At 37.9% G+C, this 16288-nt stretch carries 13 protein-coding genes; 9 read left to right on the forward strand and 4 right to left on the reverse strand.

Features of this window, described 5'->3' with window-relative positions; translation table 11 throughout:
* The first annotated feature begins 81 nt into the window (after positions 1-81).
* Complete coding sequence (gene papR / locus MKX31_RS24390; RefSeq protein WP_071724825.1) at positions 82-228, forward strand: quorum-sensing peptide PapR; 147 nt, start codon at positions 82-84, stop codon at positions 226-228.
* Between the two features lie 16 nt (positions 229-244).
* Here papR and MKX31_RS24395 read toward each other — a convergent pair whose 3' ends face one another.
* From MKX31_RS24395 to cls, 3 genes are all read right to left on the reverse strand, one after another.
* Complete coding sequence (locus MKX31_RS24395) at positions 245-2923, reverse strand: DUF4084 domain-containing protein (RefSeq protein WP_340981615.1); 2679 nt, start codon at positions 2921-2923, stop codon at positions 245-247.
* A 128-nt stretch (positions 2924-3051) separates the two neighbouring features.
* Positions 3052-4005, reverse strand: a complete 954-nt coding sequence (gene uvsE / locus MKX31_RS24400; protein WP_340981616.1) for a UV DNA damage repair endonuclease UvsE — start codon at positions 4003-4005, stop codon at positions 3052-3054.
* 33 nt (positions 4006-4038) lie between these two features.
* Entirely contained in the window at positions 4039-5232 is a 1194-nt protein-coding gene (gene cls, locus MKX31_RS24405; RefSeq protein WP_340981617.1) for a cardiolipin synthase, read from the reverse strand.
* A gap of 400 nt (positions 5233-5632) precedes the next feature.
* Here cls and MKX31_RS24410 point away from each other — a divergent pair, with 400 nt between their 5' ends.
* From MKX31_RS24410 to pyrG, 8 genes are all read left to right on the forward strand, one after another.
* Positions 5633-7744: a heterodisulfide reductase-related iron-sulfur binding cluster gene (locus MKX31_RS24410; RefSeq protein ID WP_048542718.1), complete on the forward strand. Its 2112-nt coding sequence runs from the start codon at positions 5633-5635 to the stop codon at positions 7742-7744.
* 9 nt (positions 7745-7753) lie between these two features.
* Entirely contained in the window at positions 7754-9037 is a 1284-nt protein-coding gene (locus tag MKX31_RS24415; protein WP_242290298.1) for an acetyl-CoA C-acetyltransferase, read from the forward strand.
* 56 nt (positions 9038-9093) lie between these two features.
* Positions 9094-9945, forward strand: a complete 852-nt coding sequence (locus MKX31_RS24420) for a 3-hydroxybutyryl-CoA dehydrogenase (protein WP_000538863.1) — start codon at positions 9094-9096, stop codon at positions 9943-9945.
* A 72-nt stretch (positions 9946-10017) separates the two neighbouring features.
* Entirely contained in the window at positions 10018-11148 is a 1131-nt protein-coding gene (locus MKX31_RS24425) for an acyl-CoA dehydrogenase (protein WP_001009066.1), read from the forward strand.
* A gap of 21 nt (positions 11149-11169) precedes the next feature.
* Positions 11170-12309 carry an acyl-CoA dehydrogenase AcdA gene (gene acdA / locus MKX31_RS24430; RefSeq protein ID WP_340981618.1) on the forward strand — a complete coding sequence of 380 codons (1140 nt, stop codon included), beginning with the start codon at positions 11170-11172 and terminating at the stop codon, positions 12307-12309.
* Between the two features lie 66 nt (positions 12310-12375).
* Positions 12376-13005 carry a TetR/AcrR family transcriptional regulator gene (locus tag MKX31_RS24435; protein ID WP_340981619.1) on the forward strand — a complete coding sequence of 210 codons (630 nt, stop codon included), beginning with the start codon at positions 12376-12378 and terminating at the stop codon, positions 13003-13005.
* 154 nt (positions 13006-13159) lie between these two features.
* Positions 13160-13690, forward strand: coding sequence for a DNA-directed RNA polymerase subunit delta (rpoE, locus tag MKX31_RS24440; RefSeq protein WP_064476095.1), 531 nt, complete (start codon positions 13160-13162; stop codon positions 13688-13690).
* A 257-nt stretch (positions 13691-13947) separates the two neighbouring features.
* Entirely contained in the window at positions 13948-15555 is a 1608-nt protein-coding gene (gene pyrG, locus MKX31_RS24445) for a CTP synthase (protein ID WP_000170450.1), read from the forward strand.
* Between the two features lie 31 nt (positions 15556-15586).
* Here the strand turns inward: pyrG and MKX31_RS24450 are convergent, their stop codons facing one another.
* Entirely contained in the window at positions 15587-16111 is a 525-nt protein-coding gene (locus tag MKX31_RS24450) for a DUF2529 domain-containing protein (protein WP_064476097.1), read from the reverse strand.
* Positions 16112-16288: the final 177 nt, after the last annotated feature.

A 16288-nucleotide genomic window follows, 5' to 3' on the forward strand; every position in this document is an offset into this window, starting at 1 on the left:
CAAAAAATAAATATGCATAATTGCATAAAATGTGGATAAATTTTCATGATATATTTAAAGAAAAAATGTGGGTGATGGAATATGAAGAAACTACTTATTGGTAGTCTATTAACGTTAGCGATGGCATGGGGTATTTCATTAGGAGATACAGTTTTAGAGAAAAATCAAGTAATTTCTCATAATGATCAAGAGATACAATTAGCTTCAGATGTACCTTTTGAGTACTAAAAAACAACCGTCTTACTTAGACGGTTGTTTTTTTGTGGAGTAACATCCAAACGTCTTTACTAGAAACAGGCTTGCTAATAAGGAATCCTTGAATGTGGTCACAGTTTTGTTCATATAAAAACTTCCATTGTTCTTCCGTCTCTACACCTTCTGCAATAACTTCTAAATTTAGTTCTTTAGATAGTGTAATGATGGAGGAGATAATCGCTTCCTCTAAAGGACTATTTGTAATTCCACAAATAAACTCTCGAGCAATTTTTAATGTGTTGATTGGATATTTTGTTAAATAAGCTAAAGAACTATAACCAGTTCCAAAGTCATCGATTGAAATTTGAATACCGAGATTTTGAAGCTGTTCTAGTTTGGAAATGACAGACTGATTTTGATTAATTGCGATACTTTCTGTGATTTCGATATCTAGTGCTTCTGATTTTAGTTCGGTTTCTTCTAACACTTTTGAAATAGTAGGGATTAAATCTGCATGGTTAAATTGAACAACAGATAAATTTACACCAACTTTTAAGTGAGAAAACCCTTGATTATGCCATCTTTTTGCCTCTAAGCAAGCGGTACGTAAAATCCAATTTCCAAGTTCAATAATAAATCCGGTTTCCTCCGCTAGCGGAATGAATTGGGCAGGAGACACAATGCCGAGTTTTGGGTGCTTCCAACGAATTAATGCTTCAAAACCGATAATTTGTTTTGTTTTTGTGCTTACTTGTGGCTGATATTCAAGGAAAAATTCATTTTGTTGTAATGCTTTTGTAAGTTCGCCTTCTAAGAATTGAATTTCATTTTGGGCGATACTCATTTCTTTTGAGAAGAAAACAAATCTGTTTTTTCCATTTGCTTTCGCGCGATACATAGCCATATCAGCATTTTTCATTAATTCTGTTACATCTGTTCCGTAATCAGGGTACATTGCAATTCCGATACTCGGTGTAATAGACAGTTCTTCATCTTTAATGAAGAATGGTTTGTTTAAAATGGTTAAAATTTGTTCAGCTATAAAAGCAGCACTTTTTTCTGAGTACATATCTGGTAATAGAATTGTAAACTCATCTCCGCCTTGGCGAGCAACGACATCCTTCGAACGCAAGCAACTGCGTAACCTTTTTGCTACTTCAATTAATAATAGATCTCCGACGTCGTGCCCAAGTCTATCGTTAATTTTTTTGAATCGATCTAAATCAAGGAACATGACGGCAACATCATTTGCGCTAGTTTGAGCTGTATTTAAAATGTTCTTTAAATCTTTTTCAAACTTTCGGCGATTTGGTAACCCAGTAAGTGCATCATGAAAGGCTAAATGTTCTACTTGTTTTTGTTTTTCATATAAAGTTGTAATATCACGTGCTATGCCGAACATCCCAACAACTTCTTTGTTTATGAAAGTAGGGATGAGTGTAATGTGAAGGTAATAGTAGTAGCTTTCTTTTTCTTTTGTACGAACTTCTAAAGTTTGTGGTCTACCTTCTTTTGTTATTTGTAAAGCTTTCTTTAGTAGATCATGGTCTTTTGAATCAATGAAGTGTAGAAGAGAATAGCTTTCTACTTCACAATAGTAGGCGGTAAACAAGCTTTCACATGCCTTATTAGAATGTTGGAAAATACCATTCATATTTAAAGAGAAAACAGCATCGGGATGATCTTCAAATAACGATTTATAGCGTTGTTCACTCTTTGATAACGCAGATGCACCCTCTTCTACTTTGCCTTCTAGTTGTGTAGTCAACTGTTCATATGTATCGATTAGTGCTTGGTTATCTTTCCACATGTAAAGTTGTCGTAGGAATAATAAGATGAGTGATAATACTAGACCGATTAGCATGAACTTATCATCCCAAGGTTGAATAAGAATAAAGGAAAAGGTAATGATTATACTAAAATAGGGTAATATAAAGCGCACATAATCAAATCGATAATACTTTGTTTTCGTTTCATGCTGCATTGGTTTGTCCAAAATGTATAGTATGGAAGATAAACCGATTAATAAAATTGAAGCAGTATGTACTAAATAAGAGACTTCAGAAGAAGTTTTCATCCCCATGTTTAGTTGGAACAGATGTATATATCCGTAAACGAGTATAATAGTAAAGCCGATAATTAATGAAATTCTGCTTGAAGAATATTGTTCTCTTCTATATAGGCTAATAACGGCGTAAATTACTAATGATTGTGCAATAAAGTATCCAATTAAAATCCAAGTAGCTGTTGTTAACATACGAAAGCTTGAAAGATCCAAAATAAAAGTTAGAGTAAAATAAATATTCATAATAACAATAAAGATGCTATCGAATGAAAATTGAGCAAGGCCTCTAATAGAGTAATGTTTTATGAATTTAATAGCAAAGCCAGAGAAGAGCAAAATATATTGTACGATGAAAAAGGGCAATGCCTTATATGAGAATATGACTTGTTCATATATAGAAAGTGAATGAAGGAATAAAGTTATCTCCATTGTCAATCCACATAGGCAAGTGCATAGTACTAAAACCCAAAATAGTTTGTCACCGCGCTTCATTTTTTTTATTGCTTTATATAGGCAGTAGCAAGAAAAGAGTGTAGCAAAGCAAAATAAGAAGAGAATTCCAATTTCTTTTATATTCAAGTCCTTAGGGATAAGAAATATCCAAAGGGAAAATATAATTATATACATCATGACAAAGTGTACATATTTTTTTTGATTAATCATATTATGGCTCCGTTTCAATAAAGTTGAATCGCAGGTGGAAAATGCTAATTCCAATCATAGCATATACAATAGGTTGTTTTTTACTATAAAAATTACTTTTTTTGAAAAAAATAGCTCAACATTACAATTTACAATTGTAATGTTGAGCCATTTATTCTTTTTATCCCTCTTATAGAGGATAATTCATGTATGAATTGCAGCATTGCTAAATCTTTTTGTTTACTTTCAATCATAATATCGAAATTATGGTTGGTTTTTTTTGCAATGTGTAAGAAAGGCTTAATAAACTCTAAATCAATATATTCAGAGTGAGCCCTAAATTCTTTTTTTGATTTAGGGGAGGAAATGTGAACTTTAGGAGGGACATTTGTATGTGACCAAGTTTCAAAAATTGCAGGGAGTAATACTTCTAGCGGTTCTTCGCAAAGGTTTGCCATGTGATGATGATAATCAAATACGAATGGAATCTTTTCTTTTTGGCAAATCGATAAAGTTTCAGCAGTTGTATATGTTTTATCATCATTTTCAAGCGTCATTTGCTCTTTTATATGTGCAGGAAGTTTTTTTATGTTTTCATGGAAACGTCCAACCGCTTGTTCTTTATTTCCATAGGCACCACCTACATGGATGTTAATATAAGAAGAATCTGCAATTCCTATTGCATCTAATACTTTATAATGATAGGCCATATCTGTAATAGCGTTAGTTGTAATATGTGGCTTGTCGCTTGTAAATAGCGTAAATTGATTTGGATGAAAGCTTACTCGTAAATTGTGTTCTTTAATTAATGCCCCGATTTTATGCCAAAGCGGTGTAAATGCCCCGATATAATCAAACTCGACTTCGGGATGTGTTGCAAGTGGGACGATGGAAGAGGATAAACGATATAACGGAATTTCATGCGCTATATTGTAATGAAGAATACGTATTGTATGCTCAAGGTTTTGCCTCGTAACATCGTACAATTTATCTTCTCGTTCTTGTTTACTGAGCTTTTGAAAGCTTGTAAATGTCATCGTTTTGGCAGGAGAGCAGTCCCAGAGTGCCATTGCATGTGAAACATATCCGAATCGCATAATCATATGTGATACACCTCTTTTTACTCATTATCTTTCCTATAAGAAGAAAGAAAGTATCGTTCCTAGCCATTCTTTCCCTCTATCAATAAGAGAAAGGGGGCTAACATCTTTAAAGGAAAGTAAGGACGCGTTTTCTAAATCTTTATGGAATCTGTTTTTTACTGTTTGTATAAAATGTTTATCATATAAAAGGCAGTTGATTTCATGATTAATATATAAACTTCTCATATCAAAGTTTGCAGTTCCGATATCACAAATATAATCGTCCGCTATAATAACTTTAGCGTGAAAAAACCCTCGTTGAAATGCGTAAATATTACATCCGGCTTGTATTAACTTTCGGCAATATGGAAATTTTGCTTCTCGAACAAGGGAGTGATCAGCTTTTTCTGGAACGAGAATCGTTATTTGAACCCCACGTTTTCGTGCTTTTAATAATGCGTGCATAATTTTTTTCCCAGGAATGAAATATGGTGTACCGATAAAGAGTTCTTGTTTCGCGCTTTCGATTAAATATAAAAAAGTATGTTGCAAATAGGCACCATCAGTAGGGATAAATTGATGTAGAATGGTTCCTGGTTGTTGCTTAGGAAAATAAAGAGATGAATCTAATAAATTTTGATCCGTATCGTCGAGCCAATCATGTAAAAATTGCTTTTGTAAATCCTGTATTCCTTCCCCAGTAAGACGCAAATGATAGTCGCGCCATAATCCTAATTTTTGATTATGTCCTAAATATTCTTCTCCAATATTAAATCCACCAATATAACCAATTTCCCCATCAATAACTGTAATTTTCCTATGGTTTCTTTGATTTGCAGAAAAGAACGGAAAAGGAAATTTCACTTTATGACAAAATGAAAAAGAGACACCGTGTTTTTGTAGGGAACGAATTGCCTCGTTTGATAAATAATGGCTTCCCAATCGATCGAGTAAAAGTCTTACTTCAATTCCTTCCTGTGCCTTATCGATAAGTAACTTTAAAAATTCACGACTGATTTTATCGTTTTTTACAATGAAGAACAAAACGTGTACATGGTGCCTTGCTTGTTGTATATCAGTAAATAAAGCATCATATAAATCTTGCCCGTATGTATAAAGGTGAAAATTACTTTGACGTAAAGGGAAAGTACGAGAGCACACACGCTTTAAGTGAAGAATCCTCCCATATAAAAGGTCAATTGTGATCCAAAGAGTAACGCATATTAACAAGAGAGATAAGAAGAACATAAGTGGATACCCTCCTTTGCATTCTTTTCACCTTCATTTTGCTGGTTGCCTGGAAAAGCCCGATTGGTGAAGCTAATAATCAGTAGGGAATAAACAGCTCTCCACTGATTAAAATTTCACTTTATCCGATATTAATGGGAGGTAAGCCACCTACTTAAAAATTAGGCTTACTTAAAGGAATCAGGCGGGAGGAAACAATCCCCTACTGATTAAAGTTTCACTTTATAGTTTCACCGAAATAAACAGCTTTATTAAAAAATATGTTGTTGTATAACAAAAAACTGTTGACTGAATGCTCACTCATTATATAATGAAGATAGGGGAAAAAATTCAGAAAATTATATGTTTTTGAAGATTCTAAAAAAGAAAGAGGGCTTACAAAGAGAGGGGTAGCATAAAAATGAATAGCTTACTGATCATTAATTGGCTGGCTGCCATTGCTGTTATTGCTTATGCGGGATATTTGTTTGTGTATCTTATACGGACGAGGATGGCCTACATACAGTTAGGAAAAAAGATTGAATTTGACCGTCGTTTTAAAGAGCGTTGGGATCTCCTTAAGGTCAATGTTTTCGGTCAGAAAAAGCTGCTGAAAGATAAGAAGAGCGGCATTATTCACGTTATGTTCTTTTACGGATTTATTCTTGTCCAATTTGGAGCAATTGACTTCGTTTGGAAAGGACTCGCACCAGGATCACATCTTCCACTTGGACCACTATACCCTGCATTTACATTCTTCCAGGAAATTGTCACACTTGTTATTTTAATTGCAGTCTTTTGGGCTTTTCATAGACGTTATGTTGAGAAGCTAGTTCGTTTAAAACGTAATTTCAAATCAGGCCTTGTTCTTATCTTTATTGGTGGCTTAATGATTTCTGTGCTACTCGGTAATGGGATGGGAATTATATGGCACGGCGAGGAGCTTTCATGGAGTGAACCAATTGCTTCTGCAATCGCTTACGTTTTCTCGGGAATAAATGAAACCGCAGCCATTTCTGTGTTCTATTTCTCTTGGTGGGTGCATCTACTAATTTTGTTAACGTTTTTAGTGTATGTTCCACAATCAAAACACGCGCATTTAATTGCGGGACCAGTTAACGTTTTCTTCGGTCGTCTTTCAAATCCAGGGAAACTTGAAAAGATTGACTTTGAAGATGAAACGCAAGAAACATTTGGTGTTGGTAAAATCGAAGACTTTAGACAAAATCAGCTTATTGATTTATACGCTTGCGTAGAGTGTGGTCGCTGTACAAATATGTGCCCGGCAACAGGGACAGGGAAAATGTTATCGCCGATGGATTTAATTTTAAAACTTCGTGATCATTTAACTGATAAAGGAGCAGCAGTGACATCAAAAGCACCGTGGGTTCCAGTAGTTGCCTTTAATAATACACAAGGAAATCAGTTAGCGATGATGGCAGCTGGGAAAGGGCAACAAGAATCAGCAGCTACAACGCTTGCTTACGATCCGAGTTTAATCGGAGATGTTATTACAGAGGAAGAGATTTGGGCTTGTACAACGTGCCGTAACTGTGAAGATCAGTGTCCGGTTATGAATGAGCATGTTGACAAAATTATTGATTTACGCCGCTATCTCGTTTTAACAGAAGGAAAGATGGACGCGGAAGCGCAGCGTGCGATGACAAACATCGAGCGTCAAGGGAATCCGTGGGGACTGAACCGTAAAGAGCGTGAAACTTGGCGCCAAGGTGATGATGAAGTAACAGTTCCAACTGTAAAAGAAAAATCGAAAGCTGGCGAGGAGTTCGAATATTTATTCTGGGTTGGTTCAATGGGATCATATGATAATCGTAGTCAGAAGATTGCGATATCGTTTGCGAAGTTAATGAACGAAGCAGGCATTTCATTCGCGATACTTGGTAATAAAGAAAAGAATTCTGGAGATACACCGCGACGTCTTGGAAATGAATTTGTCTTCCAAGAGATGGCAACAAAGAATATCGAGGAATTTGAAAAAGCAGGAGTGAAGAAAATCGTTACGATTGATCCTCACGCTTATAACACATTTAAAAATGAGTATCCAGACTTTGGTTTGCAAGCAGAAGTCTATCATCATACAGAATTGTTAGCTCAGTGGGTGAAAGAAGGACGCTTAAAACCCGTTCACGCTATTGAGGAAACAGTTACGTACCATGATTCCTGTTACTTAGGAAGATACAACGAAGTATACGAAGCGCCACGCGATATTTTGAAAGCAATTCCTGGTGTGAATCTTGTAGAAATGGCACGTAACCGTGAAACCGGAATGTGCTGTGGCGCAGGTGGTGGCTTAATGTGGATGGAAGAGACAGCAGGTTCACGTATTAACGTTGCTCGTACAGAACAAGCACTAGCTGTAGAGCCATCTATTATCGGTACAGGTTGTCCATATTGCTTAACGATGATTAGCGATGGGACGAAAGCGAAAGAAGTAGAAGAGAAGGTTCAAACTCTTGATGTAACAGAGATTTTAGAACGCTCTGTTATCGGACAGAAGAAAGAAGCGATGTAATCTGCAAGCATGAATACAACTTTAGAGAGAGGTGCAATCATTGCACCTCTTCTCAACGTAAGAACACCGAGCGAGCGCTCGGTCCTAAAAAAAGAGATGGGGGAAATAAATATGAGTAAAACAGTTATTTTAAGTGCTGCAAGAACACCGGTTGGGAAATTTGGAGGATCTTTAAAAGACGTGAAGGCAACAGAACTTGGGGGAATTGCAATTAAAGCAGCGCTTGAGAGAGCAAATGTTTCTGCTAGTGATGTTGAGGAAGTTATATTTGGAACAGTTATTCAAGGGGGACAGGGACAAATTCCATCGCGCCAAGCTGCGAGGGCTGCTGGAATCCCTTGGGAAGTACAGACGGAAACAGTGAATAAAGTTTGTGCATCAGGGCTTCGTGCGGTTACGTTAGCGGATCAGATTATTCGTACTGGCGATCAATCACTAATTGTAGCTGGCGGTATGGAGTCGATGAGTAACAGCCCTTACATTTTACGAGGTGCAAGATGGGGATACAGAATGGGTAACAACGAAATCATCGATTTAAACGTTGCTGACGGTTTAACATGCGCATTTTCAGGTATACACATGGGTGTTTATGGCGGAGAGGTTGCGAAGGAAGATGGAATCTCTCGTGAAGCGCAAGATGAATGGGCATATCGTAGCCATCAGCGTGCGGTTTCAGCGCATAAAGAAGGGCGTTTTGAAGAGGAAATCGTGCCAGTAACGATTCCGCAAAGAAAAGGCGATCCTATCGTCGTTGCAAAAGATGAGGCGCCACGCGCGGATACAACGATTGAAAAATTAGCGAAATTAAAACCTGTATTTGATAAGACGTCGGCAGTGACAGCGGGTAATGCTCCTGGACTAAATGATGGCGGTGCAGCGCTCGTATTAATGAGCGAAGACAGAGCGAAGCAAGAAGGAAGAAAGCCATTAGCGACAATTTTGGCACATACAGCAATTGCAGTGGAGTCTAAAGATTTCCCAAGAACGCCAGGTTATGCAATTAACGAATTGTTGAAAAAAACAGGAAAGACAATTGAAGATATCGATTTATTCGAGATTAATGAAGCGTTTGCAGCGGTAGCAATTGCAAGTACAGAGATTGCAGGAATTGACCCAGACAAATTGAATGTAAATGGCGGCGCTGTAGCGATGGGACATCCAATTGGAGCAAGTGGAGCGCGTATTATCGTTACACTTATCCACGCACTGAAGCAGCGCGGCGGCGGAATTGGAATTGCTTCTATTTGTAGCGGTGGCGGTCAAGGTGACGCAATTATGATTGAAGTTCGTTAATTTACGTGTAGGTGATTTTTGATTTATTAACAATTTATATTAAGGGGGAAGAAAGAATGGGTGTACAAAAAATAGTTGTAATTGGTGCAGGACAAATGGGTTCGGGAATCGCACAAGTATGTGCAATGGCAGGATATGATGTGAAGGTACAAGATTTAAAACAAGAGCAATTAGACAGAGGATTGGCTATTATTACGAAAAACTTAGCGCGCCAAGTAGAAAAAGGACGCATGAAGGAAGAAGAGAAGGAAGCGACGTTAAATCGCCTTACAGTAACGCTTGATTTAGATTGTGTGAAGGAAGCGGATCTTGTTATTGAAGCGGCTGTTGAGAAAATGGACATTAAAAAGAAAATTTTCGCGAATCTAGATGAAATCGCTCCAGAACACGCAATTTTAGCGACGAACACGTCCTCTCTACCAATTACTGAAATTGCAGCAGTAACGAAACGTCCAGAGAAAGTAATTGGTATGCACTTTATGAATCCCGTTCCGGTTATGAAGCTTGTTGAGATTATTCGTGGTTTGGCTACAGATGATGAGGTGTACGAAACAATTGAAGATATTACGAAAAAAATCGGGAAAGTGCCAGTTGAAGTAAATGATTTCCCAGGATTTGTATCGAACCGTATTTTATTACCGATGATTAACGAAGCGATCTATACGTTATATGAAGGTGTAGCGACGAAAGAAGCGATTGATGAAGTAATGAAACTAGGTATGAATCATCCGATGGGACCACTTACATTAGCTGATTTTATCGGTTTAGATACATGTTTATACATTATGGAAGTGTTGCATGAAGGATTAGGAGATAGTAAATATCGCCCATGTCCATTATTACGCAAGTATGTGAACGCAGGATGGTTAGGACGTAAAACAGGCCGTGGTTTCTACGTTTACGAATAAAGTCCTCCTTTTATTAAAATAGTGGTCTTACCAAATTATTAAAAAGATATATAGCAAACGGAGGCGGAGTACATGAATTTTCATTTTACCGAAGAGCAACAAATGATGAGGAAAATGGTTCGAGATTTTGCGCAGAAGGAAATAGCTCCCTTTGTTCCTAGTATGGAACAAGGGGTGTTCCCTAAAGAGATTTTGCAGAAGATGGGTGAGCTTGGACTAATGGGTATTCCAGCGCCTGCAAAATATGGCGGGGCAGAAATGGATTTTATTTCTTACATTTTAGCAATTGAGGAAATTTCAAAGGTAAGTGCAACGGTTGGTGTAATTTTGGCTGTACATACGTCAGTTGGAATGAACCCGATTTTATATTTTGGAACAGAAGAACAGAAGCAGAAATATGTTTCTAAACTTGCGACTGGTGAATATTTAGGTGCATTTGCATTAACAGAACCAAATGCAGGATCAGATGCAGGGAGTTTGAAATCAAGAGCTGTAAAGAAAGGCGATCACTACATTATTAATGGATCGAAAGTATTTATTACAAATGGCGGTGAAGCAAGTACATACATTGTATTCGCTTCTACAAATCCAGAGGCAGGAAAAAGTGGGATTTCTGCATTTATAGTGGAGAAAGATACACCGGGCTTAATTATCGGCAAAGATGAGCATAAAATGGGACTTCTTGGTTCTCGCACGGTACAACTTACGTTTGAAGATATGAAAGTGCCAGCCGAGAATTTACTTGGTGAAGAAGGACAAGGATTTAAGGTGGCAATGGCGAATTTAGATGTTGGACGAATTGGAATCGGAGCGCAGGCATTAGGAATCGCGGAAGCGGCGCTTGCATGTGCGATTGATTATGCGAAAGAGCGTGAGCAATTCGGCAAGCCAATTGCGGCGCAGCAAGGAATCGGATTCAAACTTGCAGATATGGCGACTAGCGTAGAAGCAGCACGACTACTTGTATACAGAGCAGCATCGCTAAGGGCGCAAGGATTACCATGCGGTAAAGAAGCTTCTATTGCGAAATTATTCGCTTCTAAGACGGCTGTTGAAGTTGCGATTGAAGCGGTGCAAGTATTTGGCGGTTACGGTTATACGAAAGACTATCCGGTAGAACGATTTTTCCGTGATGCGAAAATCACGCAAATATATGAAGGAACGAGTGAGATACAGAAACTTGTTATTAGTCGAGCTTTATAAAAGGATAAGGGGGAGACGGGAATGCATTTTAAACTATCAGAAGAACATGAAATGATAAGAAAAATGGTTCGGGATTTTGCTAAGAACGAAGTAGCACCGACGGCAGCTGAGCGTGATGAAGAAGAGAGATTTGATCGTGCACTATTTGATCAAATGGCAGAGCTTGGTTTAACCGGCATTCCGTGGCCTGAAGAATACGGCGGAATTGGAAGCGATTACTTAGCGTATGTAATTGCTATTGAAGAATTATCTCGTGTTTGTGCTTCAACAGGTGTAACGCTGTCTGCACACACTTCACTTGCTGGTTGGCCAATTTTTAAATTTGGAACGGAAGAACAAAAGCAAAAGTTTTTACGACCGATGGCAGAAGGAACGAAAATTGGCGCATACGGTTTAACGGAACCAAGTTCTGGTTCAGATGCGGGCGGAATGAGGACAACTGCGAAACGAGATGGAGACCATTACATTTTAAATGGATCGAAAATCTTTATTACAAATGGCGGTATTGCTGATATTTATGTTGTTTTTGCGTTAACTGATCCCGAATCGAAGCAGCGTGGTACGAGCGCGTTTATTGTGGAAAGTGATACACCAGGATTTTCAGTTGGGAAGAAGGAAAGCAAGTTAGGGATTCGCTCTTCACCAACAACTGAAATTATGTTCGAAGATTGCCGTATTCCTGTAGAGAACCTACTCGGGGAAGGGGGCCAAGGATTTAAAGTTGCGATGCAAACATTAGATGGCGGCCGTAATGGTATTGCCGCGCAAGCAGTCGGTATTGCGCAAGGGGCTTTAGATGCTTCTGTAGAATATGCAAGAGAGCGTCATCAGTTTGGGAAACCTATTGCGGCGCAGCAAGGAATTGGCTTTAAACTTGCAGATATGGCAACGGATGTGGAGGCGGCGCGTCTTCTAACATACCAAGCGGCTTGGCTTGAATCGGAAGGGCTTCCGTATGGGAAAGAGTCAGCGATGTCAAAGGTATTTGCAGGCGATACAGCGATGAAGGTGACGACTGAAGCGGTACAAGTATTTGGTGGTTACGGTTATACGAAAGATTATCCCGTAGAGCGTTATATGCGCGATGCAAAGATTACACAAATATATGAGGGAACACAAGAGATTCAAAGGCTTGTAATTTCTCGTATGTTAACGAAGTAGGATCAAAGGCGTAGGTATTTTCCTACGCTTTTTCCTTCCAAAAAATAATAGGGAGAGGTGAAGGGGATGGTTAAACATAATGTACATGCGTCTGTGAAAGATGAAAAATTAGTTGCGTTAAGACGTGAACAAATGATTAAAGGTGCGGTGCAATTGTTTAAGCAAAAAGGGTTCCCGCGTACAACAACGAGAGAGATTGCGAAGGCGGCTGGGTTTAGTATTGGAACACTTTATGAGTACATTCGTACAAAAGATGATGTTTTATATTTAGTTTGTGATAGTATTTATGAACATGTAAAAGAAAGATTAGAGGAAGTAGTGTGTACAGAGAAGGGAAGTATAGAAAGCTTAAAGATAGCGATAACGAATTATTTTAAAGTGATGGATGAATTGCAAGAAGAAGTATTAATTATGTATCAAGAGGTACGTTTTTTACCGAAAGAATCACTCCCATATGTATTAGAAAAAGAGTTTCAAATGGTCGGGATGTTTGAGAATATTTTAGAGCAGTGTACAGAAAATGGGACATTTACATTAAATAAAAAAGAGATACAGCTTCTTGCACATAACATTTTCATACAAGGACAAATGTGGGGATTTAGACGTTGGGCCCTGCAAAAAATGTATACGCTTGAAGAATATACAGAAATGCAAATTAGGTATGTACTGCAAGGAGCGCATATGTTTCCGAAATAAGGAATAGACAAATTATAATTTTATTACCATATTAAAGTTTCCCGTTTTTTTTGTAGCATATTTGTGCGACTTTTGTTTATAATGAATAGTATGGATTTTTTTAAGCAGACCGTTATATATAAGGTTATATTTGAAGAAAGGAAGTGCCGCATAAGTGAATTTTAAGCAATATTCACCAGAAGAGCTAAAAGAATGTTCAATGATTGAAGTTGTACATAGCGTTTTAGGGGATAAAAGACAAGCAACGACATTCAACGAGTTGGTTCGAGAAATCGCTCAAGTGCTGGGACTATCTCAAGAGCAAGTTAATGCGAAACTCGCACAATTTTATACAGATTTAAACATCGATGGACGTTTCATTAATTTAGGAGAAAATCGTTGGGGGCTACGTAGCTGGTACCCATATGAGCAAATTGATGAAGAAATCTTACCTCAGCCAAAACCGAAGAAGAAACGTAAAGTTGAAGAGGACGGTTTTGACGACTACATCGAAGAAGATGAAGACTTCGAAGATGCAGACGCAAATGAAGAAGAGGTAGAAGATTTGGACAAGGTTCTTGAAGAAGAAGACGGAGATGACGATGATCTTGATGATTTAGATGAAGATGATGACGATGACTTCGCCGAAGAAGAACTTGAGTACGATGAAGCTGAAGCTGAAGAAGAAGAAGAGGAAGAACTGTAGTTCTTGACTTTTCATTATCGTCCATGTAGAATCATTTTTGGGCTCTTTAAAAAAGGACGATAATACTTTTAAAGTGTAAATATAAAAGAAAATTGCTCCCTACTTATTACTTTATGTGATGAGGGGAGCAATTTTCTTTTTTGTTTTTTGTTTAGAAAATAAAAAGAGTCTAACAATAAGATGGATACAGTGTTATCTACATACGTTGCGCTTTGCAACGGTGATTATATAACAGCAAAATAGGAGGGAGCTTTTTCATGACTAAGTATATTTTTGTAACAGGCGGTGTAGTATCGTCTTTAGGAAAAGGTATTACAGCAGCATCTCTTGGAAGACTTTTAAAAAATCGTGGTTTAAACGTAACGATTCAAAAGTTTGATCCATACATTAACGTAGACCCAGGGACTATGAGCCCATACCAACACGGTGAGGTATTCGTAACAGATGATGGTGCAGAAACTGATTTAGACCTTGGTCACTATGAGCGTTTCATCGACATCAACTTAAACAAATACAGCAACGTAACAACAGGTAAAATTTACTCTTCAGTTCTTCAAAAAGAGCGTCGTGGTGAATACCTAGGAGGAACAGTTCAAGTTATTCCTCACATTACTAACGAAATTAAAGAGCGTGTATATCGTTCTGGTCGCGAAACAAACGCGGACGTTGTTATTACAGAAATTGGTGGAACTGTTGGTGACATCGAGTCTCTACCATTCTTAGAAGCAATCCGTCAAATTAAGAGCGACATCGGTCGTGACAATGTAATGTACATTCACTGTACGTTAATCCCGTATTTAAAAGCAGCGGGTGAAATGAAAACAAAACCAACGCAACATAGCGTTAAAGAGCTTCGCAGCTTAGGTATTCAACCAAATATTATCGTTGTTCGTACAGAATTGCCTGTTTCTCAAGATATGAAAGACAAGCTTGCATTATTCTGTGACATTGATACAAAAGCAGTTATCGAAGCACGTGATGCAGATACTTTATATGCGGTTCCATTATCTCTTCAAGAGCAAAATATGGACCAAATCGTTTGCGATCACTTGAAATTAGACAATCCAGCTGCAGATATGACAGAGTGGACTGCGCTAGTTAATAAAGTACGTAACCTTTCTAAGAAAACAAAAATCGCTCTTGTTGGTAAATACGTAGAGCTTCAAGATGCATACATTTCTGTTGTAGAAGCACTTCGTCATGCGGGTTATTCATTCGACACAGATGTAGAAGTGAAATGGGTAAACGCTGAGCACGTAACACCAGAGAACGTACAAGAATTAGTTGGTGACACAGATGGTATCCTTGTACCTGGTGGATTCGGCGATCGTGGTGTAGAAGGTAAAATCGTTGCAATTCAATATGCTCGTGAAAACAAAGTTCCATTCTTAGGAATTTGCCTAGGTATGCAACTTGCATCAATCGAATTCGCACGTAACGTATTAGGATTAGAAGGAGCTAACTCTTCTGAAATTAATCCTGACACACCTTATGCAATCATTGACTTATTACCAGAACAAAAAGATGTAGAAGACTTAGGTGGCACACTTCGTCTTGGTCTATACCCATGTAAGCTTGCTGAAGAAACAAATGCTTACAATGCTTACAACGAGCCGGTTGTATATGAGCGTCATCGTCATCGTTATGAGTTCAACAATCAATTCCGTCCGGATATGGAAAAAGCAGGATTTGTATTCTCTGGTACAAGCCCAGACGGTCGTCTAGTTGAAATCATTGAATTAAAAGACCACCCTTGGTTCGTGGCAGCACAGTTCCATCCAGAACTTGTATCTCGTCCAAACCGTCCACAACCATTGTTCCATGACTTCGTAAGTGCTTCTATTACGAATAAAGAGAGCAAGTAATAAAAAAAGCGCCTGAAATAGGGCGCTTTTTTTAATATTCATTTAACATTTCATCGATTGTAAATTTGATCCCGTGATATGCAAATAAAGCTACCATTAAACTTGGGAATCCGTAGCGATTGCCTTCATCGTCTGGAATAAGACCTTTTAACAGCTTTGTATCAATATGTACATCTGTATATTGTTCTAGTGATTCAGTACCTTCTTGAATAGCAGAGATGCCGACAATAGAGTGTCCATCAGCTTGAAGTTTTTTTGCCATTGCTACAACTTCTTCATCTGTTGAAAAACGGCTAATAAGAAGTACACGATCTGCAGAAGTTACTTCTACTTCTTTACCATTTTCAAATAATCGTTTTGCTTGCTTCATTGGTTCAGCACCGAATAATGCTTCAGCGACAACGCCCTCCATTTCATTTGTACCATGTAAATAAATGAAACCGTCGCCAACTAATGCTTGAGCAAGTAGACGGGCACTATCTTCTATATTCATTTCTTCTTTTTGAGAAACCCTGGAGAAATAACCACTTAATTGAGTTGAAAAAATTTTTAACATAATGTTACTCCCTTTCGTACGTGTTTATCGGCTTTCATTATAGTTTATTTTTTTAGAAAGGTGAAATCGAAGGGTAGCATAACAAAATAGGAAACGGTAAAATAAGAAAGAATAGGAAGGGATTTGCCAAAGAATAGCGAAAATTAATCGTTAAGATATAAGAAGCTTTAAATCTTG

Origin of the sequence: Bacillus sp. FSL M8-0063 (assembly GCF_038005545.1) — a bacterium.
GTDB lineage: Bacteria > Bacillota > Bacilli > Bacillales > Bacillaceae_G > Bacillus_A > Bacillus_A wiedmannii.